Annotated in this window: 23 protein-coding genes; 6 read left to right on the top strand and 17 right to left on the bottom strand. The window is 68.4% G+C overall.

The features are described from left to right. Positions 1-45 precede the first annotated feature (45 nt). Positions 46-2,124 carry a M3 family metallopeptidase gene (locus tag L0977_RS16570; protein WP_234265963.1) on the bottom strand — a complete coding sequence of 693 codons (2,079 nt, stop codon included), beginning with the start codon at positions 2,122-2,124 and terminating at the stop codon, positions 46-48. Between the two features lie 67 nt (positions 2,125-2,191). Next, positions 2,192-2,662, bottom strand: a complete 471-nt coding sequence (locus L0977_RS16565; protein ID WP_234265962.1) for a YhbY family RNA-binding protein — start codon at positions 2,660-2,662, stop codon at positions 2,192-2,194. A gap of 53 nt (positions 2,663-2,715) precedes the next feature. Between L0977_RS16565 and L0977_RS16560 the strand changes: the two genes are divergently transcribed. From L0977_RS16560 to L0977_RS16540, 5 genes are all read left to right on the top strand, one after another. Continuing rightward, positions 2,716-3,396 carry an RlmE family RNA methyltransferase gene (locus tag L0977_RS16560; protein WP_234266025.1) on the top strand — a complete coding sequence of 227 codons (681 nt, stop codon included), beginning with the start codon at positions 2,716-2,718 and terminating at the stop codon, positions 3,394-3,396. Positions 3,397-3,539: 143 nt separating this feature from the next. After that, positions 3,540-5,459, top strand: coding sequence for an ATP-dependent zinc metalloprotease FtsH (gene ftsH / locus L0977_RS16555; RefSeq protein ID WP_234265961.1), 1,920 nt, complete (start codon positions 3,540-3,542; stop codon positions 5,457-5,459). Between the two features lie 73 nt (positions 5,460-5,532). Continuing rightward, the gene (gene folP / locus L0977_RS16550) at positions 5,533-6,375 is read left to right on the top strand and encodes a dihydropteroate synthase (RefSeq protein ID WP_234265960.1); all 843 of its coding nucleotides are present in this window, start codon (positions 5,533-5,535) and stop codon (positions 6,373-6,375) included. 95 nt (positions 6,376-6,470) lie between these two features. Further along, positions 6,471-7,805, top strand: a complete 1,335-nt coding sequence (gene glmM / locus L0977_RS16545; RefSeq protein ID WP_234265959.1) for a phosphoglucosamine mutase — start codon at positions 6,471-6,473, stop codon at positions 7,803-7,805. Next, positions 7,805-8,296 (top strand): GNAT family N-acetyltransferase, encoded by a 492-nt coding sequence (locus tag L0977_RS16540; protein WP_234265958.1) that lies wholly within the window; start codon positions 7,805-7,807, stop codon positions 8,294-8,296. Before glmM ends, L0977_RS16540 begins: the two co-directional genes overlap by 1 nt. A 7-nt stretch (positions 8,297-8,303) precedes the next feature. On the opposite strand, the gene L0977_RS16535 is transcribed toward L0977_RS16540, so the two are convergent. The 15 genes from L0977_RS16535 to L0977_RS16465 form a co-directional block, all read right to left on the bottom strand. Beyond that, the gene (locus tag L0977_RS16535; RefSeq protein ID WP_234265957.1) at positions 8,304-9,431 is read right to left on the bottom strand and encodes a helix-turn-helix domain-containing protein; all 1,128 of its coding nucleotides are present in this window, start codon (positions 9,429-9,431) and stop codon (positions 8,304-8,306) included. Then, positions 9,428-10,210, bottom strand: coding sequence for a nucleotidyltransferase family protein (locus L0977_RS16530; protein WP_234265956.1), 783 nt, complete (start codon positions 10,208-10,210; stop codon positions 9,428-9,430). The genes L0977_RS16535 and L0977_RS16530 overlap by 4 nt, the downstream gene beginning before the upstream one ends. Next, the gene (locus L0977_RS16525; RefSeq protein WP_234265955.1) at positions 10,207-11,298 is read right to left on the bottom strand and encodes an XdhC family protein; all 1,092 of its coding nucleotides are present in this window, start codon (positions 11,296-11,298) and stop codon (positions 10,207-10,209) included. The genes L0977_RS16530 and L0977_RS16525 overlap by 4 nt, the downstream gene beginning before the upstream one ends. Before the next feature lie 10 nt (positions 11,299-11,308). Further along, on the bottom strand, positions 11,309-11,899 hold the full coding sequence (locus L0977_RS16520) for a CoxG family protein (RefSeq protein ID WP_234265954.1): 591 nt from the start codon (positions 11,897-11,899) through the stop codon (positions 11,309-11,311). Positions 11,900-11,930: 31 nt separating this feature from the next. After that, positions 11,931-13,100 (bottom strand): vWA domain-containing protein, encoded by a 1,170-nt coding sequence (locus tag L0977_RS16515; RefSeq protein ID WP_234265953.1) that lies wholly within the window; start codon positions 13,098-13,100, stop codon positions 11,931-11,933. Between the two features lie 65 nt (positions 13,101-13,165). After that, entirely contained in the window at positions 13,166-14,152 is a 987-nt protein-coding gene (locus tag L0977_RS16510; RefSeq protein WP_234265952.1) for an AAA family ATPase, read from the bottom strand. 8 nt (positions 14,153-14,160) lie between these two features. After that, on the bottom strand, positions 14,161-14,952 hold the full coding sequence (locus tag L0977_RS16505) for an FAD binding domain-containing protein (RefSeq protein WP_234265951.1): 792 nt from the start codon (positions 14,950-14,952) through the stop codon (positions 14,161-14,163). Between the two features lie 69 nt (positions 14,953-15,021). After that, positions 15,022-17,403 (bottom strand): xanthine dehydrogenase family protein molybdopterin-binding subunit, encoded by a 2,382-nt coding sequence (locus tag L0977_RS16500; protein ID WP_234265950.1) that lies wholly within the window; start codon positions 17,401-17,403, stop codon positions 15,022-15,024. An 11-nt stretch (positions 17,404-17,414) separates the two neighbouring features. Continuing rightward, a complete protein-coding gene (locus tag L0977_RS16495; protein WP_234265949.1) occupies positions 17,415-17,882 on the bottom strand; it encodes a (2Fe-2S)-binding protein in 468 nt (155 codons plus the stop codon). Positions 17,883-18,064: 182 nt separating this feature from the next. After that, on the bottom strand, positions 18,065-19,327 hold the full coding sequence (locus L0977_RS16490) for a nitronate monooxygenase (RefSeq protein WP_234266024.1): 1,263 nt from the start codon (positions 19,325-19,327) through the stop codon (positions 18,065-18,067). Positions 19,328-19,640: 313 nt separating this feature from the next. Next, positions 19,641-20,024: a fluoride efflux transporter CrcB gene (crcB, locus tag L0977_RS16485; RefSeq protein ID WP_234265948.1), complete on the bottom strand. Its 384-nt coding sequence runs from the start codon at positions 20,022-20,024 to the stop codon at positions 19,641-19,643. Positions 20,025-20,042: 18 nt separating this feature from the next. Beyond that, a complete protein-coding gene (locus tag L0977_RS16480; protein ID WP_234265947.1) occupies positions 20,043-21,056 on the bottom strand; it encodes a recombination-associated protein RdgC in 1,014 nt (337 codons plus the stop codon). A 68-nt stretch (positions 21,057-21,124) separates the two neighbouring features. Beyond that, on the bottom strand, positions 21,125-22,420 hold the full coding sequence (locus L0977_RS16475) for a TRAP transporter large permease (protein ID WP_234265946.1): 1,296 nt from the start codon (positions 22,418-22,420) through the stop codon (positions 21,125-21,127). Further along, the gene (locus L0977_RS16470; RefSeq protein WP_234265945.1) at positions 22,413-22,919 is read right to left on the bottom strand and encodes a TRAP transporter small permease; all 507 of its coding nucleotides are present in this window, start codon (positions 22,917-22,919) and stop codon (positions 22,413-22,415) included. The genes L0977_RS16475 and L0977_RS16470 overlap by 8 nt, the downstream gene beginning before the upstream one ends. Before the next feature lie 15 nt (positions 22,920-22,934). Next, positions 22,935-23,909, bottom strand: coding sequence for a TRAP transporter substrate-binding protein (locus L0977_RS16465; protein ID WP_234265944.1), 975 nt, complete (start codon positions 23,907-23,909; stop codon positions 22,935-22,937). Positions 23,910-24,080: 171 nt separating this feature from the next. Between L0977_RS16465 and L0977_RS16460 the strand changes: the two genes are divergently transcribed. Continuing rightward, positions 24,081-24,626 (top strand): winged helix DNA-binding protein, encoded by a 546-nt coding sequence (locus L0977_RS16460; RefSeq protein WP_234265943.1) that lies wholly within the window; start codon positions 24,081-24,083, stop codon positions 24,624-24,626. The last annotated feature ends 1 nt before the right edge of the window (position 24,627 follow it).

Here is a 24,627-nt window from a genome sequence, read left to right as displayed (position 1 = left end):
CTATCGGCACGGCGCGGGCGGATTCAAGATCAGGGGTGGTTTCTCTCAGGCCATGCCCTGGTGGCGCAACAGGGCATCGATCTGCGGCTCCCGGCCCCGGAAGGCCTTGAACGACTCCATGGCCGGGCGGCTGCCACCCGCTTCCAGGATGGCCTGGCGGTAGCGGCGGCCGGTGGCCACGTCGAGGGTGCCGTGTCCACCGGCCTGGGCGGCCTCTTCGAAAGCGGCGTAGGCGTCGGCCGACAGCACTTCGGCCCATTTGTAGCTGTAATAGCCTGCCGAATAGCCGCCCGCGAAGATGTGGCTGAAGGTGTTGGCGGTGCGGCTGTAGGCCGGTGCCGGCAGGACGGCCACTTCGTCGCGGACTTCACGCAGCAGGGCGCGAATGGCCTCGCCCGTGGCGGGCGGCTGGGCCTGGCTGTGCAGCAGCATGTCGAACAGCGCGAACTCCACCTGGCGCAGGGTCTGCAGGCCGCTCTGGTAGTTTTTGGCGGCGAGCATCTTGTCGTACAGGGCTCGGGGCAGCGCCTCGCCGGTGTCCACATGGGCGGTCATGTGGCGCAGCACGTCCCACTCCCAGCAGAAGTTTTCCATGAACTGGCTGGGCAGTTCCACCGCGTCCCATTCGACCCCGCTGATGCCGGACACATCGCGCTCGTTGACCTGCGTGAGCATGTGGTGCAGGCCGTGGCCGAATTCGTGGAACAGGGTGATGACGTCGTCGTGCGTGAGCAGCGGCGGCTTGCCGCCCACGCCTTCGGCGAAGTTGCACACCAGATGCGCCACCGGAGTCTGCAGCGCACCGGTGTCGGGTCGCAGCCAGCGGGCGCGCACGTCGTCCATCCAGGCGCCGCCCCGTTTGCCGTTGCGTGCCGACGGGTCCAGGTAGAACTGGCCCACGAGCTGCGGCCCTTGTGGCGTGCTGCGCTCGATGCGGTAGAACTCGACCGACGGGTGCCACACGGGAGCGGTGTCGCGGCGGATAGCAACCTCGAACAGGGTCTCGACGATCTGGAACAGCCCGGCCAGCACCTTGGGGGCCGGGAAATAGGGTTTGACCTCCTGGTCGCTGAAGGCGTAACGCGCTTCCTTGAGCTTTTCGCCGATGTAGGACCAGTCCCAGGGCTGCGGGTCTTGCAGGCCCAGATGCTCGGCGGCGAAGCTGCGCAGGTCGGCCAGGTCCTGTTCGGCGTAAGGGCGGGCCTTGTGGGCCAGGTCGCGCAGGAATGCCACCACCTGTTCGGGCGAGTCGGCCATCTTGGGCACCAGCGAGACGTCGGCGAAATGCCGGTAACCGAGCAACTGCGCTTCTTCGTGGCGCAGAGCCAGCAGCTCGGTCATGATGGCCGTGTTGTCGAACCGGGTCGCATCGCCCTCGGCCTGCTCGCTGGCGCGGGTGACGTAGGCCTTGTAGAGTTTTTCGCGCAGCGCGCTGCTGCGGGCGAACTGCATCACCGGCAGGTAACACGGCATCTTGAGCGTGAGCTTGTGGCCGCTGCGGCCATCCGCCTGGGCCGCCGCAGCCGTGGCCTGTTTGACGTCGTCGGGCAGGCCGTCGAGTTCGGCGTCCTCCACGTACAGCGCGAAGGCATCGGTGGCGTCGAGCGCGTTTTCGCTGAATTTCTGGGCCAGTTCGGCCTGCCGCTCCTGCAGGGCTGCAAAACGTTCCTTGGCCTCGCCTTGCAATTCCGCGCCACCCAGCACGAAACCGCGCAGGGCGTTGTCGCGTGCGCGGGCCTGATCGGGCGTCAGCCGGGTCGGGTCCATGGCCTTGTACAGGGCGTACAGCCGTTCGTCGGCGCCCAGACGGGTCCAGAACTCGGTGACGCGGGGCAGCGCTTCGTTGTAGGCGGCGCGCAGGGCAGGGGTGTCGGCCACGCTGTTGAGGTGGCTGACGGCGCCCCAGGCGCGCGACAAGCGTTCTGTGGCCACGTCCAGCTCGCGCGCGATGGCCTGCCATTCAGCGGGAAAACCAGGGGCTGCCACCGTGGTCAGGGCGGCATCGGCCGCCTGGAGCAGGGCATCGATGCCGGCGCCCACATGGGTCGGTTCGATGGCGTCAAACAGCGGGAGGGCCTGGAGGTCGAGCAGCGGATTGGTGGGGGTGGCGAGTCGATCGTTCATGCGCGTTCAGATGGGGGAACGGGGGCGGGAGTTCAAGTCGCCACGGACACAGGGGGCGCAAATGGGCTCAGAGCGCCGTTTTCTTCACGCTCTTTTGCAGGACCTTGGCGCGTTTGACCTTGCCACCGGAGGTCAGGCGCTGGTTGCCCAGCACGCGCACGACCTTGATCTCGGGCTTGACGCCGCCTTTTTTGGCGAACTTGAGCACGCGCACATCCTTCGGGCCGGGTTTGCGGTCTTCATCGACCGCGCGGACCTTTTCCGGCTGCGGGCGCCAGAGCACCAGCAGCTTGCCGATGTGCTGGATGGGGGCGGCGTCGAGTTCGTCGGCCAGGGTCTGGAGCATCGCCTCGCGGGCGGTGCGGTCGTCGCTGAAGACGCGGACCTTGATCAGGCCATGGGCCTTGAGGGCTGCGTCCACCTCTTTGCGGACGGCAGGGGTGAGGCCGTCGCCGCCGATCAGGACGACCGGATCGAGGTGATGGGCTTCGGCGCGGTGCACCTTTCGCTGTGCGGGCGTGAGCATGATCTGGGGCATGGGACAATTATCGTTGACGCCGCCTTTCTCCGGCGTTTCGGCATTCCATGGGCATCAAGGTCAAGACACAGAGCAAGAAGGTCAACAAGGCCTGGCTCAACCAGCACGTGAACGATCCTTATGTGCGACTGGCACAGAAGGAGGGGTTTCGCGCGCGCGCGGCGTACAAGCTCAAGGAGATCGACGAGACGCTGGGGTTGATCCGGCCTGGTCAGGCGGTGGTGGATCTCGGCTCGACCCCGGGTGCCTGGAGTCAGTACCTGCGCCGCCGCCTCAGTCCGGACGGCGCTGCCACCGGGCAGTTGCAGGGCAGCATCGTGTCGCTCGACCTCCTGCCCATGGATCCGATCGAGGGGGTTCTGTTCATCCAGGGCGACTTCCGGGAAGACGCGGTTCTGGCCGAGTTGGAGCGCACGCTGGCCGAGCGCGGCCACAGCCAGGTGGATGTGGTGGTGTCCGACATGGCCCCCAATCTCTCGGGGATCGAGTCGGCCGACGCCGCGCGGATCGAGCTCCTGGTGGAGCTGGCGGTCGATTTTGCCCAGCAGCACCTCAAGCCCGACGGGACGCTGGTGGCCAAAGTGTTCCATGGCGGGGCCTACGACCACCTGATCCAGCGCTTTCGCGAGACCTTCCGGGTGGTCAAGGCAGTCAAGCCGAAAGCTTCCCGGGACAAATCGTCCGAAACCTTTCTGGTCGGGCGTGGTCTGAAGAAACCGGCTGTCGATCGGTGAGGGGCAGGCGCCTCAAGGCCCTGGCTATCCCGCCGATTGACCATATTCAGGGCTGTGTCAAGGTCTCAAAGCCTTGAAAGTTCTAGAATCCAGCCTTATCTGACCCTTTCTCGTTTGCCCCCAGTCCGTTCCAGGAGACACTTTTGAACAACCAGTGGTTCTCGAAAATTGCCGTGTGGATGGTGATCGCCATGGTGCTTTTCACCGTCTTCAAGCAGTTCGATGGGCGGAGCATGACCGGCGCGGGCACCGTGGCCTATTCGGATTTTCTGGACGAGGTCAAGGCGCAGCGAGTCAAGAGCGCCACCATCCAGGAAGGCCCGGGTGGCACGGAAATCGTGGCCGTGACCACCGATGACCGCCGCATCCGCACCAACGCCACCTACCTCGACCGGGGTCTGGTGGGCGACCTGATCAACAACAACGTCAAGTTCGATGTCAAGCCGCGCGAAGAAGGCTCACTGCTCATGACCCTGCTGGTCAGCTGGGGCCCGATGCTGCTGCTGATCGGCGTGTGGATCTACTTCATGCGCCAGATGCAAGGCGGCGGCAAGGGTGGTGCCTTCAGCTTCGGCAAGAGCAAGGCACGCATGCTCGACGAGAACAACAACACCATCACCTTTGCCGACGTGGCCGGCTGCGACGAGGCCAAGGAAGAGGTGAAGGAGGTCGTCGACTTCCTGAAGGACCCGCAGAAATTCCAGAAGCTGGGCGGGCGTATTCCGCGCGGCCTGCTGCTGGTCGGCCCTCCGGGCACCGGCAAGACGCTGCTGGCCAAGTCCATCGCTGGCGAAGCCAAGGTGCCGTTCTTCAGCATCTCGGGCTCCGACTTCGTGGAAATGTTCGTCGGCGTGGGCGCGGCCCGCGTGCGCGACATGTTCGAAAACGCCAAGAAGAACGCCCCCTGCATCATCTTCATCGATGAAATCGACGCGGTGGGTCGCCAGCGGGGTGCCGGCCTCGGTGGCGGCAACGACGAGCGCGAACAGACCCTCAACCAGATGCTGGTCGAGATGGACGGTTTCGAGACCAACCTGGGCGTGATCGTGGTGGCTGCCACCAACCGCCCGGACATCCTGGACGCCGCCCTGCTGCGCCCCGGCCGCTTCGACCGTCAGGTGTACGTGACGCTGCCCGATATCCGCGGCCGCGAGCAGATCCTGAACGTGCACATGCGCAAGATCCCGCTGGGCACCGACGTCAACGCCAGCATCATTGCGCGTGGCACGCCCGGCATGTCCGGCGCCGACCTGGCCAACCTGTGCAACGAAGCCGCCCTGATGGCCGCGCGCCGCAACGCGCGCGTGGTCGAGATGCAGGACTTCGAGAAGGCCAAGGACAAGATCTTCATGGGCCCCGAGCGCAAGACCATGGTCATGCCCGAGGAAGAGCGCAAGAACACCGCCTACCACGAGGCTGGCCACGCCCTCATCGGCAAGCTGCTGCCCAAGTGCGATCCGGTGCACAAGGTCACCATCATCCCGCGCGGCCGTGCGCTGGGCGTGACCATGAGCCTGCCCGAGCAGGACCGCTACAGCCAGGACAAGGAGTTCATGCTCAACCAGATCGCCATGCTGTTCGGCGGGCGCATCGCGGAAGAGGTGTTCATGAACCAGATGACCACGGGCGCCAGCAACGACTTCGAGCGCGCCACGCACATCGCCCGCGACATGGTCATGCGCTACGGCATGAGCGAGGCACTGGGCACCATGGTCTACGCCGAGAACGAGGGCGAGGTGTTCCTGGGCCGTTCGGTGACCAAGACCACCAACATCTCCGAGCAGACCATGCAGAAGGTCGACGCGGAAGTTCGCCGCATCCTTGACGAGCAGTACGCCCTGGCGCGCCGGCTGATCGAGGAACACAGCGACAAGATGCATGCCATGGCCAAGGCCCTGCTGGAATGGGAAACCATCGACGCGGAGCAGATCGACGACATCATGGCCGGCAAGCCCCCGCGCCCGCCCAAGGACTGGACACCGCGCACACCGTCGGCCGGTGGTGGTGGCAGCAGTGGCGGCACGCCCGCCGTCAACACCGACACAGCACCCACCGCGGCCTGACCCGCGGCGGTGTCTCCGGCGGGGCCTTCGGGCCCCGTTTTCATTGTTTGGCTGCAGTGTTTGACCGTTTTCCATGAACCACCCCGTCTGGACCACCACCCGTTTCGACATCGACCTGCGCCAGCCGCAGGTGATGGCCATCGTCAACGTGACGCCGGATTCGTTCTCCGACGGGGGGGAGCACGCCGACACGGTGGCGGCACTGCGGCACTGTGAACAGGTGCTGCGCGAAGGCGCCCACCTGCTGGACATCGGTGGCGAGTCGACGCGCCCCGGCAGTCCGGCCGTGCCGCTGGAGGCGGAACTGGCGCGCGTGCTGCCCGTGGTGCGCGAAGCCGTGAAGCTGGGGGTGCCGGTTTCGGTCGATACCTACAAGCCGGAGGTGATGCAGGCGGTGCTCGACGCCGGGGCCGACATCGTCAACGACATCTGGGCCCTGCGGCGCGGGCACGCGGTGGACGTCGTGGCCGGGCATCCGCGCTGCGGCGTGTGCCTGATGCACATGCACCGCGATCCGCAGACCATGCAGGCCGCACCCATGGCGGGCGACGTGGTGGCGCCGGTGGTGGAGTTCCTGCAGGAACGCGTGCAGGTGCTGGCAGCGCGCGCTGTGGCGGCCAGCCGCATCACGGTGGACCCGGGCATCGGCTTTGGCAAGACCGTGGCGCAGAACTTCAGCCTGCTGGCGCACCAATCGGCACTGGCGGCCACAGGCTGTGCGGTGCTGGCCGGCTGGTCGCGCAAGTCCTCGCTCGGCGCCGTGACCGGGCAGGCGCAGCCGGCCGATCGCGCCGCGGCCAGCGTGGCAGCGGCCTTGCTGGCCGTGCAGCACGGTGCGGCCGTGGTGCGGGTGCACGACGTGCGCGAGACGGTGGACGCGCTGCGGGTCTGGCAAGCGGTGCGCGACGTGGCCTGAGCCGCAACGATAATGTCGACCGCGCCCGGCCGGCCCGCTTTCCAGCGCAGTGCCCGCCATCCGATTTCCCAGGCGCCCCCGGAGGAAAACCAGTCATGACCCGCAAGTACTTTGGCACCGACGGCATTCGCGGCACCGTCGGGCAAGCCCCCATCACCCCCGATTTTGTGCTCCGTCTGGCCCACGCGGTGGGCCGTGTGCTGCGCCGTACCGAAGCCCGGCCCACGGTGCTGATCGGCAAGGACACGCGCATTTCCGGCTACATGCTCGAATCGGCGCTCGAATCCGGCTTCAACTCCGCCGGGGTTGACGTGGTGCTGCTCGGTCCCGTGCCCACGCCTGCCGTGGCCTACCTCACGCGGGCCCAGCGCGCGAGTCTGGGCGTGGTGATCAGCGCCAGCCACAACCCGTTTGCCGACAACGGCATCAAGTTCTTCAGTGCGCTGGGCACCAAGCTGCCCGACGACTGGGAGCTGGCGGTCGAGTCGGCGCTGGACGAGCCGCCGGTGTGGGTGGACTCGGCCGGCCTGGGCAAGGCACGCCGGCTGGACGATGCGGCCGGCCGCTACATCGAGTTCTGCAAGAGCACCTGCCCGCACCAGTTCTCGCTCAAGGGGCTGAAGATCGTGGTCGACGCGGCCCATGGTGCGGCCTACCACATTGCTCCGCACGTGTTTCACGAACTCGGGGCCGAAGTGGTGAAGATCGGCTGCAACCCCGACGGGCTCAACATCAACCAGGGTGTGGGCGCCACGCACCCCGAAGCGCTGGTGGCTGCCGTCAGGGAGCAGGGCGCCGACTACGGGGTCGCGCTCGACGGCGACGCCGACCGCCTGCAGATGGTCGACGCCACGGGTCGCCTGTTCAACGGCGACGAACTGCTCTACCTCATCGCGGCCGACCGCATCGCGCGCGACATCGACGTGCCCGGTGTGGTGGGCACGCTCATGACCAACATGGCGGTGGAAGTGGCGTTCCGCCGCAAGGGCGTGGCTTTTGCGCGTGCCAAGGTCGGTGACCGTTACGTGCTCGAAGAGCTGGAACGGCGCGGCTGGACGCTGGGAGGTGAAGGCTCGGGCCACCTGCTGGTGCTCGACCGCCACACCACGGGCGACGGCCTGGTGTCGGCGCTGCAGGTGCTCAATGCCTGCGTGGACAGCGGCCAGACCATGGCGCAGTTGCTGGCCGACGTGACCCTGTTTCCGCAGACGCTGGTCAATGTGCGCCTGCAGCCCGGTCAGGACTGGAAGGCCAACACCCTTCTGGCCACCGAAACCCAGTCCGTCGAGGCCGAACTGGGCGACGCGGGGCGTGTGCTGATCCGCGCCAGCGGGACCGAGCCGCTGCTGCGTGTGATGGTCGAAGCGCGCGATGCCGGCCAGGCGCAGGCCTGCGCCGAGCGCCTGGCCGATGCCGTGAGGGCCGGCTGATGGCGGCCGCTTTCTCCATCCGCCAGGCCGCCTACACCGATGCAGCCGACGCTGCCGCCATCGTGCAGGTGCTCGATGCCTATGCCAGCGATCCGGCGGGCGGTGCCGAGCCGTTGTCGGACTTTGCCAAGACCCACCTCGTGGCCGAACTCGCGGCGCGTCCACACGCGTTCAGCATTCTGGCTTTCGACGGGGCGCAGGCGGTGGGCCTGGTCAACTGCATCGAGGGGTTTTCCACCTTCCGGTGCAAGCCGCTGGTCAACGTGCACGACGTCGCCGTCATGGCCAGCCAACGGGGGCGGGGCATTGCCGAGGCCATGCTGCGCGAGGCCGAGCGGATCGCCCGCGAGCGGGGCGCCGTCAAGATGACCCTGGAAGTGCTCTCGGGCAATGCGCCTGCGATGCGGCTGTACCAGCGCATCGGCTACGCGGGTTACCAGCTCGACCCGGCCATGGGCACCGCCCAGTTCATGCAGAAGTGGCTCGACTGAAGCGCTTTCAGCGGGGGCCGCGCAGCTTGCGGTAGACCGTGGCCCGGCTGATGCCGAGTGCCCGGGCCGCTTCCATCACGTTGCCGCGCGCGTCGGCCACCGCCTTGCGGATGAGCGAGGTTTCCAGATCACGCAGGGGTACACCGCCCTGGCCGCTTCCGGCCGAGGCCGCATGTGTCCGGCCTCTGGCCATGTCTGGCTGGCGCGCCAGCACCTGGATGCGCAGACCCGACCACAGAGGCACTTCCAGGCTGCCACGCTGCTGGCGTGCGGCATCGAACAGGGTGTCGAACGGGACCGCGAACAGGTCGGCCGCGTGGCCGGGCTGCTGACCCAGGCGCGGGCGCACGCTCAGCATCTCGGCGGCCGACCGGTTCAGGGCCGTGACCCGGCCGTCGCCGTCCAGGCACACCAGGCCGTCGGTGTCGTCACCCAGCACGCGGCCCGGCCAGTTCAGCCGCAGCAGCAGCCGGTGCGGCGCGGCCAGCACCATGGCGTTTTCGATGCCGCGCGCGGCCTGCGTGACCAGATGCCGCAGTGCCGGCTGTTCGGCCACGTCGACGCCGGTGAGGTCGAGCATGCCCACGCATTCGCCCAGCGGGCCACGGATCGGGGCGCCCGCGCAACTGAACACGCTGGTGTCGCGGAAGAAGTGCTCGCCGCGGTGCAGCCAGACCGATTGCTGCTCGGCCAGCGTGGTGCCGATGGCGGTGGTGCCGACGGCGGCTTCGGAGAGGTCGACCCCGACGCGGGCGATGGCGGCGGCGTGCGGGTTCTGGCGGTCCACCGGGCCGCTGACCTCGATGACCGTGCCGCGCGCATCGGTCAGCATGGCGAAGTAACGCGTGTGCAGCATGGCGCGGGCGAGCGACTGGATCACCGGCCCCGCCGCCTGCAGCAGGGGCTGGCTGGCGTCGAGCGCGCGGCGCTGTGCGCCGGGCCCGACGGCGTCGAATTCCACGCGGCGGTCGGGCTCGAAGCCTTGCGACAGACAGCGCCGCCAGGAGCGCTCGATCATCGGGTCCAGCCAGGGCGTGGGCACTTCCTGGCGCGCGTGCAGCACCGCTTCCCGGGCCCGGTCGATGAGGTCCAGCCGGGTGTCGGTAGGCAGCGTGGAAGGCGGGCTCGGGGTCATGGATGGCTCTCGCGCGGGCGATGGCTGTCGGGGGGCATTGCTGCTGCCATTGAACCCGTCTGCGGCGCGGGCGGGGAGAGGGTCTGCCCGGATGCGGGCAGTTCCCAGGCCTGGCCGGTCCGGGCGCGCAGGCGGTCCAGGTCGGCGGGCGTGTCCAGGTCGTCGACCGGGTGGCGGTTGGGCGCGGGCCAGGCGTACACCGCTGCCGGCTGGGTGCGGCGCCACTGGCGCAGGCTGGCGCCCGTGGCGCGCAACGCCTGCGCGAGGCCGGCTGCCAGCACCACCGGGTGGCCCGGCTCGCCGTCGACCATGGGCACCAGGGCGGTGGTTCCCGCCGGGCGTTGCTGGAAGGCCTGCAGGGTTTCACGCAGATCGTGGGCGTCCAGCCACGGCTGGTCGGCCAGCAGCACCATCACGGTGGTCACTTCGGCAGGCAGCGCCGCCAGGCCCAGGTGCAGGGAGTCGGCCGGTTCGTCGCCGGGCGCCGGGTTGTGCACGCAGCGCAGCGCCGACGGCGGCAGGCCGGCTTGGGCCAGGGCGGTGGGCAGCGCCGCTTCGATGGCCGGCGCGTGGTGGCCGAGCACCAGCACGGTGTCGATGGTCAGCGCGGGCGCGCTCGCGAGCGTCTTCAGGTGGCCCAGCGTGCGCGCCAGCAAGGTGTGCCCGCCGTGGTGAATCAGGCATTTGGGCACACCCCCCAGGCGGGTGCCGGCACCGGCGGCCAGCAGCACGACACCCAGGCGGGTGGTCGGTGTGGCAGAGCGGGGTGGGTGCGTCACCGGGGTGTCGGGGGGCGGGGCGGCGTGCCACAGACGGGGCCATCGGCACCGCTGGGCAGCATGCGGTCTTTGGCGATGGCCACGGCCATTTCTTCGGGCAGCGGTGCGCCGTTTTTCACCGCCAGGACCTCGGCCATGATGCTCACGGCGATCTCCGGCGGGGTCTTGCTGGCGATGTACAGCCCGATGGGCCCGCGCAGGCGGGCCAGCCGTTCTTCGGTCTGCCCGAAGTGCTCGATCAGGCGCGCGCGGCGGGCCTGGTTGTTGCGCCGCGAGCCGATGGCGCCGATGTAGAAAGCGTCGCTGTCCAGTGCCTCCAGCAGGGCCAGATCGTCCAGCTTCGGATCGTGGGTGAGCGCGATCACCCCGGTGCGCCGGTCGACGTGGAAGTCGCGCACCACGTCATCGGGCATGCCGGTGGCCACCTGCACGCCGGCCACCGACCAGCCGCCCCGGTATTCCTCGCGCGGGTCGCACACGGTCACGGCAAAGCCGCAGAACAGCGCCATGCTGGCCAGGTATTCGCTGAGCTGGCCGGCGCCGATCAGCAGCAGCCGGTATTCGGGGCCGAAGCTGTTGCGCAGCGTGGTGCCGTCATCGCTCAGCGGTTGCGGCCGTTCGATCGCCTCCAGGTGCACGCGGCCGGTGGCGATCTCGGTGTGGCGCAGTATCAGGCGGCCATCGGTGAGCGCGGTCAGCAAGGCCTGCAGCGCGGTCGCGTCGGGGTTGAATTCCAGCAGCAGCTCCAGGGTGCCGCCGCAGGGCAGGCCGAAGCGGTGCGCTTCGTCGGCCGTGACCCCGTACCGCACGCGTTCGGGCGGGCCGTCGGGGATGTCGTGGGTCACGCCCTCGGCAGACGGGGAACCGGCCGCTGTGTGGGCGCGGCTGTAGCGGTAGATCAGGTCGTCTTCGATGCAGCCCCCGGAGACCGAGCCGGCCACTGCACCGGTTTCGCACAGCGCCATGATGGAGCCGACCGGCCGGGGCGACGATCCCCAGGTCCGGATGACGGTGGCCAGCAGCGCACGGCGGCCTTCCTGGCGCCACTGCAGCAGGTGGCGCAGCACGGTGACATCCAGGTTTTCCATGGCGGCCCCGTCAGCGTGTCACGAACCACACCAGCGCCAGGCCGAGGCCGATGCCGGCGATCCAGACCCAGGCCGGGAACCCTCCGCTCTTCTCGGTCGCTTCGGTGTCCGCTGCGGCCTTCGCGGGAGTGTCGGTCGCGGCGGTGTCGGCGGGCGGGTGGCGCTGTGCCAGTTCGGCCTCGAAGCGTTTGAAGAAGTCGTCGGCCAGGGTCTTGGCGGCGCCGTCGATGAGGCGCTGGCCGAGCTGGGCGATCTTGCCGCCCACGGTCGAGTGCACGCTGTAGCGCAGTTCGCAACCCCCGTCGACGGGGTGCAGCGACACGCTCGACTGGCCCTTGCCGAAGCCGGCCACGCCGCCCTGGGCGTCGAAATTGAGCTGGTACGACTGCGGCGGCACGATGTCGGTGAGCTGCACCTTGCCCGAGAAGCGGGCCGAGACCGGCCCGATCTTGAGGGCGGTGGTCACGCTGTAGGCGTTGTCGCCGGCAGGCTCGAATTTTTCGCAGCCGGGGATGCAGGCGCGCAGCACCTCAGGGTCGTTCAGCGCCGCCCAGGCCTGTTGCTGGGTCGCGGTGAGGGTCCGTTGTCCTTGCATGTCCATGGGGCGTCTCCGGGTTCGTGGAAAAAGGCAGTCAGGTTTTCATCAACCGGGCCAGGGCATCGGCCAGGTCTTCAAGGTGGCTGAGGTTGTGCACGGGCAGCATGGCGTCGGCGTGGCGGTGCAGCACCGCGGCACCGCGCGCCAGCGGGGCGTAGCCGTCGTAGCGCAGCAGCGGGTTGAGCCAGAGCAGGCGGCGGCAGTGGCGTTTGAGCCATTGCACTTCGGTGTCGAGTGCGTCGGGCTCGCCGGTGTCCAGCCCGTCGGTGATCAGCAGCACCACGGTGCGGCGGCCCACCAGTTGCCGGGCGTGTTGCGTGCGCAGTTGCGCCAGCGAGGCGCCCAGGCGCGTGCCGCCAGCAAAATCGGCGATGGCGGCACTGGTGTCGGCGAGCATGCGGTCGGTGTCGCTGTGGCGGAAGGCGGTGCGCAGGTCGGTCAGCGCGGTGCCGAAGGCGTAGGCGGCGCGCGGGCGGCCGCGCGTGGCCGCGTGCAGGAAGGCCAGCAGCAGGCGCGCGTAGCGTTCCATGGAGCCGGAAATGTCCACCAGCACCAGCAGCGGCAGCGGCTGCGAAACGCGGGCACGGCGCGGCAGCCACAGCAGTTCGCCCTGTTGGCGCTGGGCCTGCCGGAGGGCGGCCGCCCAGTGGGGCTGGGCGCCGCGCAGGCCGGCCCGGGTGCGGCGGCCGGGCACGGGTGGCAGCGGCAGCGGCACGTCGCGCACCAACTGTTCGATGAGGCGGTATTCGCTCGCGCTGAGGCTGGCGAAGTCTGCCTGGTGCAGGCGGGTACGGGCGCTGGCGCTCATGGCCGCGTCCAGCTTCACTTCGGATTCGGGACGGGCGCCCTGGCCGGGTGGGCGGGGTGCCTGCAAGGCCTCCTGCACCCGGGGCTTGCGTTTCGGCGGATGCGCCGGGGCGGCCTTGGGCAGCATCTGCGCCAGCAGTTGCTGCGCCAGCTCGGGGTTGCGGAACCAGGCTTCGAACAGCTGCTGGAAGACTTCGATGTCCTGCGGCCGGCTGATCAGCACGGCCTGCAGGGCGGCGCGCAGGTCGTCGCGGCGCTCCAGTCCGACCCAGCGCAGCGACACCTGGGCCAGGGCCAGGCGGCTGCTGTCCACCGGCACGCCGGCGCGGCGCAGCGCCCGGCCGAAGCCGGTGAGGTTGTCGGGCAGCTTGCCGCTGCGGGCGTCGCCGAGCTGCATGGCGCCTCAGATGGCGGGGGACGGGGCGGGTGCCGCCCGGCGGGCTGAGGAAAACGGTGTGTGGCTCATGCGGCGAGCAGTTGGTCGATCAGCGGCAGCAGCGCGGCCACGTCTTCGCGCTGCTTGAACAGGATGCCGGCCGTGCCCTGCACCACTTCCGGGTCGAGCACGAGCGTGTCCAGTGCCACCAGGGCCTTGGCCCATTCCACGCTTTCGGCGATACCGGGCGCGCGCTGGAAGGCATTGGCAAAGGGCTGCGAGCGCAGGCGGCCCACAAAGGCGCTGACCTGGGCCGACAGCGCATCGCCCGCGTCGGGCACCTGGCTGCGCACGATGGCGAGTTCGCGCTCGCGGTCGGGGTAGTCCATCCACTGGTACAGGCAGCGGCGCTTGACGGCGTCGTTGAGGTCGCGCGTGCGGTTGCTGGTCAGCAGCGTCACGGGCGTGGCCTGCGCGCGGATGGTGCCCAGTTCCGGGATGCTGACCTGGTATTCGCCCAGGTATTCGAGCAGAAAGGCTTCGAAGGGCTCGTCGGCCCGGTCCACCTCGTCGATCAGCAGCACCGCGCCCGGTGGCGGGGCCTGCAGTGCCTGCAGCAGGGGGCGGCGGATCAGGTAGCGCTCCTGGTAGACCTCGCGCTCGATCTGCTCCGGGTTGGCACCGCCGCTGCCAGACCGCGCCGAGGGGGCGGCAGCCTCTTCGGCGGCCCCGCCCGTGCCGAACGTGGGCACTCTCAGTTCCGCCGCACGCATGTGCAGCAGCTGGGCCGTGTGGTTCCATTCGTAGAGCGCTTCGCGCTGCTCCATGCCGTCGTAACACTGCAGGCGGATCAGCGGACGCCCCAGCACCCGGGCCAGGGCCTTGGCCAGTTCGGTCTTGCCCACGCCGGGTTCGCCTTCGAGCAGCAGCGGCCGCTCCAGCCGCAGGGCCAGAAAGACCGCGGTCACCAGCGCCCGTGGCGCGTGGTAGCCCTGGGCCACCAGCGCGGCGGTGAGCGCGTCGATCGAGCCGGCGGCGGAGGGCGGGGGTGCGGGGCCTTGGCCTGCCGTCATGGGCGCGTTCAGCCGTTGGCCCGGGCCACCGCGAGGCGGGCCTGTACCTTGATCAGTTGCGCCCGGTAGGCGGCGCTGGCGTGCAGGTCGCTGTTGAGCTCACTGGCGTCCACCGCCACCGCGTCCACGGCTTGCGGCGTGAAGCTGGCGTTGAGCGCGGCTTCCAGCCCCGCGTGGCGGAACACGCCGTTGCCGGCCCCGGTGATGGCCACGCGCACGCCGCTGTCGGTCTTGGCGACGAACACGCCCACCAGCGCAAAGCGCGAGGCCGGCTGGCGGAACTTGGCGTAGCCGGCCTTGCGCGGCGCCGGGAAGTGAATGGCCTTGATGAGCTCGCCCGGTTCCAGCGCGGTGGTGTACATGCCCTGGAAGAAGTCGTCGGCCGCGATCTGGCGCCGGTCGGTGTGCACCGAGGCGCCCAGAGCGAGCACGGCGGCGGGGTAGTCGGCGGCCGGGTCGTTGTTGGCGACCGAGCCCCCGAGCGTGCCCATGGCGCGCACCTGCCGGTCGCCGATGCCCCCGGCCAGGGCCGCGAGTGCGGGGATGGCTTGCTGCACATCGGCACTGCCGGCCACGGCTTCATGGCGCGTCATGGCACCGATCATCACCCCGGCACCTTCGCGGCGGATGCCCGCGAGTTCGGGCACTAGGCCCAGGTCGATCAGGGTTTCGGGCTGCGCCAGGCGCTGCTTGAGCGAGGCGATCAGGGTCTGGCCTCCGGCCAGGGCCTGCCCGCCCGCGCCGATCTGCTGCAGGGCCTGGGCCAGGGTGGTGGGCTGTTCAAGGGTGAAAGCATACATGGGGATCTGCTCCTCGAAGGAAATGGGCTGGCCGAGGAGCGCCGCCACCACGGGCGGCGCTCCTCGGGATCACGACCGGGCCGCCTGAATGGCCTCCCACACGCGGTGCGGGCTGGCGGGCATGTCCAGGTCCTTGACGCCCAGTGGCGCCAGGGCATCGAGCACGGCGTTGATGACCGCCGGCGGCGAGCCGATGGCCCCGGCCTCGCCACAGCCCTTGGTGCCCAGCGGGTTGGTGGTGCAGGGCGTGCAGACGTGGCCCAGCTTGAACTCGGGGAAGTCGTCGGCGCGCGGCATGGTGTAGTCCATGAACGAGCCGGTGACCAGTTGCCCGGTCTCGCGGTCGTAGACGCAGTTCTCCAGCAGGGCCTGGCCGATGCCCTGCACCAGGCCGCCGTGCACCTGGCCTTCGACGATCATCGGGTTGATGATGGTGCCGAAATCGTCCACCGCGGTGAAGCGGTCCACGCGCACCACACCGGTCTCGGGGTCGATCTCGACCTCGCAGATGTAGGTGCCGGCCGGGTAGGTGAAGTTGGTCGGGTCGTAGAACGCGGTCTCGTTCAGGCCCGGCTCCAGCTTGTCCAGCGGGTAGTTGTGCGGCACGTAGGCGGTGAGCGCGACCTGGCCGAACGTGACCTTCTTGTCGGTGCCCTTGACGGTGAATTCGCCATTGGTGAAGTCGACGTCGGCGTCGCTGGCTTCCATCAGGTGGGCCGCGATCTTCTTGGCCTTGGCCTCGATCTTGTCCAGCGCGCGCATGATGGCCGCGCCGCCCACCGAGATCGAGCGCGAGCCGTAGGTGCCCATGCCGAAGGGTACGCGGCCGGTGTCACCGTGCACGATGTCGACCTGGTCGGGCGTGAGGCCCAGGCGCGAGGCCACGACCTGCGCGAACGTGGTCTCGTGCCCCTGGCCGTGGCTGTGCGAGCCGGTGAACACCGTCACGCTGCCGGTGGGGTGCACGCGCACTTCGCCGCATTCGAACAGGCCGGCGCGCGCGCCCAGCGCCCCGGCGATGTTGGAAGGCGCCAGGCCGCAGGCTTCGATGTAGCTGCTGTAGCCGATGCCGCGCAGCAGGCCCCGGGCCTTGGACGCCGCCTGGCGCGCCGGGAAGCCGGCCACGTCGGCCAACTGGTTGGCCTGTTCCAGGCAGGCGGGGTAGTCCCCCGTGTCGTACTGCAGCGCCACCGGTGTCTGGTACGGGAACTGGGTGATGAAGTTGCGGCGCCGGATTTCGTCCTGGCTCAGGCCCATGTCCCAAGCGGCGCGGGTGACGATGCGCTCAAGCAGGTAGGTCGCTTCGGGCCGGCCCGCGCCGCGGTAGGCGTCGACCGGGGCGGTGTTGGTGAACCAGGCGTCCACCTCCACATACACCTGCGGCGTGGTGTACTGGCCGGCCAGCAGGGTGGCGTAGAGGATGGTGGGCACGGCCGAGGCGAAGGTCGACAGGTAGGCGCCCAGGTTGGCGTCGGTGTGCACCTTCAGGGCCAGGAACTTGCCGTCCTGGTCCATCGCCAGTTCGGCGTGGCTGACGTGGTCGCGGCCATGCGCGTCGCACAGGAAGGCCTCGGCGCGCTCGCAGGTCCACTTGATCGGCCGGTTGAGCTTTTTGGACGCCCAGGTCAGGCACACGTCCTCGGCATAGAGGTAGATCTTGGAGCCGAAACCACCGCCCACGTCGGGCGCGATGACGCGCACCTTGTGCTCGGGCAGGCCCATCACGAAGGCCGTCATCAGCAGCCGCTCGACGTGCGGGTTCTGGTTGGCCACGTAGAGCGTGTATTCGTCGGTGGCGCGGTTGTAGTGACCGATGGCCGCGCGCGGCTCCATGGCGTTGGGCACCAGTCGGTTGTTGGTCAGGTCCAGCCGGGTGACGTGGGCGGCGTTGGCGAACGCCGCATCGACCTGCGACTTGTCGCCGATGGCCCACTTGTAGCAGTGGTTGTCGGGCGCTTCGGTGTGCACCGCGCTGGCACCGGCCTGCTGCGCGTCGCGCACGTCGACCACCGCCGGCAGCGGTTCGTAGTCGACGTTGACCAGCTCGGCCGCGTTGCGCGCCTGTTCCAGCGTTTCGGCGACCACCATGGCCACGTGGTCGCCCACGTAACGCGCCTTGCCCTGGGCCAGGATGGGGTGGGCAGGCTCTTTCATGGGCGTGCCGTCGGTGCTGGTGATGAGCCAGCCGCAGGGCAGGCCGGCGATCTTGTCGGCCGCGACGTCGGCGCCGTCGAACACGCCGATCACGCCCGGGGCGGCCAGCGCGGCCGATTTGTCGACGCCGTTGATCCTGGCGTGCGCGTGTGGCGAACGCACGAACACGGCATACGTGGTCCCGGCGAGCGCGATGTCGTCGGTGTACTGGCCGGCCCCGGTGAGGAAGCGGTAGTCCTCCTTGCGGCGGACGGATTCGCCGATGTGCGGCAGCTTGGCAAAGTCGGTGGCACCCATGTCCGCGCTCCTCAGGCTTTCATGGCCGCGGCGCCTTGCACCACGGCCTTGACGATGTTCTGGTAACCGGTGCAGCGGCAGAGGTTGCCTTCCAGCATCTCGCGCACTTCGGTTTCGTTGGCGTCGGGGCGGCGCCGGCAGAGGTCGACCGCGCTCATGACCATGCCGGTGGTGCAGAAGCCGCATTGCAGGCCATGGCACTCCTTGAAGGCCGCCTGCATCGGGTGCAGCGTGCCGTCCGCCTGGGCCAGACCTTCGATGGTCGTGACCTCGCTGCCGCCCGCCTGGGCCAGCAGCAGGTTGCAGGACTTGACGGCCTTGCCGTTCATCAGCACGGTGCACGCGCCGCACTGGGCCGTGTCGCAACCCACATGGGTTCCGGTGAGCTTGAGATGCTCGCGCAGCGCCTGGACCAGCAGCGTGTGGGGCGCCGCGGTCACGGTCACGGCCTTGCCGTTGACCTTGAGTTCAACCTGCATGCTTGTCTCCTGATGTTGTCGAGGGGCAAGATGCAGTGAATCACGCCGTCCCGCGGACGGGCTGCGTGGAAACCCTTGGTTCGGCGGGGATCGCCGCGCCCGGGCGCAAGGATTCTCAAATTGAGACGCGCTTGTTGCAGCGCATCAGGCCGGTGCCCGGCCGAAGCGGGCACCGGGGGCGCTCAGGCCAGCGCGGTTTCGGGCTCGGGCAGCCGGATCTGGTCGTCGGTGCTGAGCAGATAGTCGTTGAACACGTGTTCGGCGCTGAGCAGCTGGTAGCTGCCGTCGGCCGCGCGCACCGTGGTCGCCTTCAGGCGCCCGGCGGTCTGGCCGCAGGTCCAGATGGCGAAGTTGCGCATGTGCGTGCACAGGCAGGTCTTGTCCTTCACCGAGATGCGCTTTTCACCCGGGTGGGCGGCGAGTTCGCGGTAGTAGGCGTCGACGTAGGCGCACTTGCCGTTGGCGTCGAGCAGGTAGCCATAGGCCTCGCAGTTCGGGCGAATGCCGTCACCGATGCCGGGGCTGGCCTTGATCATGCGCATCGGGTAGCCGGTGGGCGAAATTTCGTTGACCTCGATGTCGTCTTCGTCGGCCTTGAAATACTCCTGCTTGACGTCGTCGGGCAGGCCGCATTCGCGCGTGACGGTGAAGCGGGTCGCCACCTGCACCGCCGCGCCGCCGTTTTCCAGGAAGCGCACCGCGTCGCTGCCGGTGAAGATGCCGCCGGCCGGGATCAGGGGGATGTCGAGCTGTTCGGCCACCAGCCAGGCACGGATGTCGGCCACGATGGTGGCCAGGTCGTACTGCGCCCAGTCCATGCCGAAGCCAAGGTGGCCGCCCGCCAGCGGGCCTTCGACGACCACGTAGTCGGGCAGGCGGTTGAGGCGTGAATTCTTCTTCAGGAACAGCTGCAGCGCGCGCAGGCTGGAGACGATGATGCCCAGCTTGGCGTCGCGGAAACGCGGGTGGTCCTCGATCAGGGCGAACGAACCCAGATGCAGGCCGGCCGCCAGCGTGATGCCGTCGATCCCGGCGTCCAGCGCGGAAGCCATGCGGATCTTGAGCGTGTCCTTGGGGGCGTTCATCGTCAGCTTTTCCATGCAGTTGATGAACACCATGCCGTTGCCGCGCTTGCGCTCCATGGTGTGCTGCACGTGCAGCCGCGTGGCTTCGGCCAGGTCGCCCAGGTTGAACTTGACCTCGGACTTGTCCGACGAGGCCATGTTGTGCTTGTACTGGGCCTGCTTGGCCTTGACGTATTTGGTCTGGTAGCGGCGGTCGGTGACCGTCTTGATCATCGCGTCGGAAATGTGGCCCACGCCACCGAGGCGGGCGGCTTCGAGCGCCAGGTCGGCCGAGGAGATGTCCACGCCCATGCCGCCAATCATGATGGGCACCAATTCATCGCGGCCCATGCGCAGGCGGAAGTCGTCCAGTCTTTTCATCATTCAGTTCACGAGGGGCGTCGGCAGGACTGCCAACGGCAACCCTGCATTATCCGTGCTTGGGGCGCGAAACCCTGCAGTATCCCCAAGGCGCGTGAACCGGCCTGTTGACCTGGCACAAGGAGCGGGCGCGCAGCGTGCGCTCGCCGGGCGCCGCTTTTGCGAGGGTGGCGTCGCTGTTCGGTTGGCACCAGCCGGCGCGAGATGGTGCGCTTCATGCGGTCTCCTTCCTGCTTTGGCGGGCGAAAAATACCGGTTTGGGTGTTTGTTCTGGCCAGGGGCAGACCAAAGTCTCTGGATTGGGGAAGACCGGTCAGCCCTGGCCGAACCAGCGGCTGCCTGCTTGCAGTCCCAGCCAGGTCAGTGTCAGCGAGCCCAGCAGGTGCAAGGCGGCATTGGCCAGGGCCAGCCCGATGCGGCCATGCTGGAGCAGCGACACCACTTCGACCGAAAAGGTCGAGAAGGTGGTCAGCGCACCGAGGAAGCCCGTGACCAGCGCCAGCCGCCAGACGGGGTCGATGTCGGGCAGGGCCTGCAGGGCGGCCACCACCAGGCCGATGAGCCACGCCCCCAGCCAGTTGGCAGCCAGGGTGCCCCAGGGCAGCACGGCGTGGCCCTGGTTGAGCCACTGCGCGAGTTGCCAGCGGGACAGGGCGCCGAGACTGGCGCCGATGCAGATGGCGAGGACGGTGGGCATGGGGCTCAGGTCTGGCGATCAGAACGGGGGACTGTCGTCGTCGGCCACCGTGGCCAGCGGGGCGGCCTTGCCCGTGGTCGTGGTGCCCGATGCGGCGCTGGCTGGCGGGCTCACCGGGGCGGCGCTGCCCGGGGGCAGTTCGCCACCGAGTGCCTCGACCAGCGCGGGGATGAGCTGGCGCAGCTCACCGGTGGCCAGCACCACGTCGGTGTCGAAGGCGTCCTCGTCGTCGCCGCTGGGGCGGTCGTCGAACACCCCGTCCAGAAAATTCAATTTCTTGAGCTGCAGCCCTTCGGTCAGCACGAAACCGACGCGGCCTTCCCAGCTCATCGCGAGCTTGGTGGGCAGCTTGCCCTCGGCCACGTGTTTGCGCACCTCGTCGTTGAGCAGGTGGTGGCGCGTGAAGCGCACCACGGACTTTTCCTCGTCGGCCGAACGCAGTTCGCATTCGCGCTCCACCGCGATCCCGGCAGGCCATTCATCGGCATCCTGCGCCGACAGCCAGGCCGTCATGGCCGTTTGCGGTGAGACCGCGGTCTGCAGCAGGCCCAGGGCGAGGCCGTCGAAGGCGCGCACCAGGGCGGTGACCACTTCATCGTTCTTGCCCTGGCTGCCGGCGTCGGTCACCAGCCAGCCGTTTTCCAGGTCGATCCAGACCCCGATCTGGCCCTGGCGGGCAAAGGCCTGCGGCAGCAGCGCCAGCAGCGCGTCCTCACGCAGGGCCTTGGTTTCCTTTTTGCCCGGCTTGCGGCCGGTGGTGGCTTCGATGTGGTCGGCCGCTTCCTGGGCCTTCTTGCGCACCACGGCGCCGGGCACGGCCTTGGTTTCGATGGCCAGGCGCAGGATGCGCTGGCCGTTGACCGATTCGACCAGGGGGCCGTGTTCTTCGCCACGCGGCGGCACCCAGCCGATCGACTTGTCCTGCGTCGCGCCGCAGGGCACGAAACGAGCCGGATCGAGGGCGGCTTCCATGTCTTCCAGGGAGGGCGCCCAGCCGGGGGCCAGGCGGTAGAGGGTCACGTTCTTGAACAAGGCAACTATCCGAAAAAAAAGCCCCGTCACCGGCCGGTGCGGGGCGATCATCTTAGAGGAAGTGGCGCTCACATCCGGGAAGGCAGCCAGTTCACCAGCCCCGGAAACCACCACAACAGCAGCAGGGCCAGCACCATCAGCAGGAAGTACGGCGCGCAGACGCTGGCGATCCAGGTGATTTCGCGTTTTGTCATGCCTTGCAGCACAAACAGGTTGAAGCCGACCGGCGGCGTGATCTGCGCCATTTCCACCACGATCACCACGAAGATGCCGAACCAGATCAGGTCGATGCCGGCCGCCGACACGGTCGGCAGGATCACGCCCATGGTCAGCACGATCATGGAAATGCCGTCGAGAAAGCAGCCGAGCAGCATGTAGAACAGCGCCAGTGCCAGCAGCAGGGCACCGGGCGATAGGCCCAGGCTGCCGACGAACTCCGCCAGGTGGCGGGGCAGGCCGATGTAGCCCATGGCCAGCGTCAGGAACGCGGCGCCGGCCAGGATCAGCGCGATCATGCAGTACAGCCGCGTGGCGCCGAGCAGCGAGGCCTTGAACGTGGCCGCGTTGAGCGAGCCCTGGCTGGCCGACAGGATCAGCGCCCCGACCACGCCCACGGCAGCGGCTTCGGTGGCGGTGGCGATGCCGGTGTAGATGGTGCCGATGACGCCGCCGATAAGCAGCACGACCGGGATCAGGTGGCGCGACTCGGCCAGCTTCTGGGCGAACGACAGGCCGGCATCCGCCTTGGGCACCTTGTCGGGGTTGAGCAGGGCCCAGACCATCAGGTGGCCGGAGAACAGCGCGGCCAGCAGCAGGCCGGGCAGCACCCCTGCCACAAACAGCTTGGCGATCGACACCTCGGCGGCGACGCCGTAGACGATCATGATGATCGAGGGCGGGATCAGCAGCCCCAGCGTGCTGGCGCCGCCCAGCGATCCGACGATCTTTTCTGGGGGGTAGCCGCGTTGTGACAGTTCCGGGATGGTCATCTTGCCGATCGTGGCGCAGGTGGCGGCCGACGAGCCCGACACCGCAGCGAAGATGGTGCTGCCCAGGATGTTGGTGTGCAGCAGCCGGCCCGGCAGTGCGTTGACCCACGGTGCCAGACCGCGGAACATGCTCTCCGAGAGCTTGGTGCGGAAGAGGATTTCGCCCATCCACACGAACAGTGGCAACGCGGTCAGCGTCCAACTGCTGGCCGAGCCCCAGATGGTCACCGCCATGGCGTCGCCCGCCGGGCGCGAGGAAAAGAGCTCCATGCCGATCCAGGCCACGCCGGCCAGCGTGAGGCCGATCCACACGCCGCTGCCCAGCAGGAGGAACAGGGTCAGGACCAGCAGGCCGGTGATGGCCATGTCACTCATGATGGGTCTCCTGTGAGTCGTTCAGGCGCCGCTGTCCGCGCCATTCCAGCACCCATTCGTCCACGAAGGCGATAAACAGTACCCAGGTGCCGGCCACCATGGCCAGTTGCGGGACCCACAGCGGGGTGGCGTCGTTGCCCGTGGAGATGTCGTGGAAGGCGTGCGATTGCCAGGCCAGCCGCGCCGCGTAGTACGCGAACAGGCCCGAGAGCAGCACCGCCACGCTCAGGGCCCACATTTCCATGCCCTTGCGGGCCGAACCGGTGAGGCGACCGATGACGAGCGTGACACGGATGTGTTCGTTGCGCTTGAGCGTGTGCGCCAGCGCCAGGAACCCGGCCCCGGCCATGGCGTAGCCGGCGTAGGCGTCGGTGCCGGGCACGTGCCAGCCCACCAGGCGGCTGACGATGGAGAGCAGCACCATCGCCAGCACACCGATCATGCACAGGGCGGCCAGCCAGGCCGCCCCGTCGTAGAGCCCGTCGAGCAGTTTTCTCATGGCGGGCCTGAAGGCTTATTTGCGGTAGGCGTCCAGCAGGGCCTGGCCATCGGGGCCGGCTTTGTCCAGCCATTCCTTGAGCATGGTGTCGCCGACCTTCTTGAGATCGTCCTTGAGCGCAGGGGAGGGCGGGGCCACGTTCATGCCGTTGGTCTTGAGGCCGGCCAGGGTGTCGGTGTTGACCTTCTGCGAGGCGGCCCAGCCGCGGGTTTCGGCCTCGGCCGCGGCCTTGAGCACGGCCTCCTGCACCGGCTTGTCCAGCGCGTCGAAGGCCTTCTTGTTCACCAGCAGCGCGTTCTTGGGCAGCCAGGCCTGCACGTCGTAGTAGTGCTTCAGGTGCTCGTAGAGCTTGCTGTCCATGCCGGTGGCGCCGGAGGTCATGTTCGCTTCGACCACGCCCGTGGCCAGGGCCTGCGACAGCTCGGCCGCCTGCACGGTCACCGGCTGGGCACCCACCAGTTCGGCGATGCGGGCGGTGGCCGGGCTGTAGGCGCGCCACTTGGCGCCCTTGAGGTCGGCCGCGCTGTTGATCGGCTTCTTGCTGTACAGACCCTGCGGGGGCCACGGCACAGCGTACAGCAGCATCATGCCCTGTTCACCCAGCTTCTTGTCCAGCAGTGGCTTCTGGGCCTTGTAGAGCTTGAGCGATTCGTCGTAGCTGTCGGCCAGGAAGGGGATGCCGTCGGCACCGAAGATCTGCCATTCGTTCTGGAAGTTGGGCAGCAGGATTTCGCCGGCCTGGGCCTGGCCGCCTTGCACCGCACGCTTGATTTCCGGGGCCTTGAACAGGGAAGCGTTGGCGTGCACGGTGATCTTGAGCTTGCCGCCCGTGGCCTTGTCCACGTCGCTGGCGAACTGCGTCAGGTTGACCGTGTGGAAGTTCGTGGCCGGGTAGGCGGCGGGCAGGTCCCACTTGGTCTGGGCCAGTGCGGGCAGGCTCAGGGCCAGGGCGCTGGCGGCCAGGGTGAAGTGAAAGCAACGGCGTTTCATGTCGGCGACTCCGGTAGGTTGAAGACTCGATGGGCCCGAGCCCGGGGCGTCAGGGATTCTGGCTGCGGGAGGGGCAAGTGTGATTCGTGTTTTCCCTGTATGTCAATAATTTGTTGGCAAATCATTGACGAAAAATCTAAACTGGCATCCTCTCCTGCTGCCCGTCCTGTCATGGCCAAGTCCCAAGCAAGCTCCAAGCCAGTCAGCGCCTCCGCGGCGCATCCCATCGTGTCTTCGGCGCACCTGGTCTCACCCCAGAGCGCCGAGATGAGCGAGTTCGAGTTCGGGCTCATCGTTTCGGGCAACGCGTTTCACCGCTGGATCGTGCACTGCATGAGTGCGGCCGGTCTCAAGGATCTCACCGCGCTCGACGTGCTGGTGCTGCACCACGTCACCCACCGCGCGCGGGACAAGCGCCTGTCCGACATCGCCTTCATCATGAATGTGGAAGACACGCACCTGATCAACTACGCGCTCAAGAAATTGCAGGGCCTGGGCGTCGTCACCTCGACCAAGAATGGCAAAGAGGTCACCTACGGCCCCACCGAAGCGGGCAAGGCGTACGTGGCGCGCTATCGGGAAATCCGGGAAACCTGCCTGATCCATGCGCTCAAGGCGGACGATTCGCTCAACCGCGACATCGGACAGCTCGCGCGCCTGCTGCGCGTGCTCTCCGGCATCTACGACCAGGCCGCCCGTTCGGCCGCTTCCTTGTGAA

The organism is Hydrogenophaga sp. NFH-34 (genome assembly GCF_021401345.1).
GTDB classification, from domain to species: domain Bacteria; phylum Pseudomonadota; class Gammaproteobacteria; order Burkholderiales; family Burkholderiaceae_C; genus Hydrogenophaga; species Hydrogenophaga electricum.
This window is presented reverse-complemented; position numbering and strand designations above follow the sequence as displayed.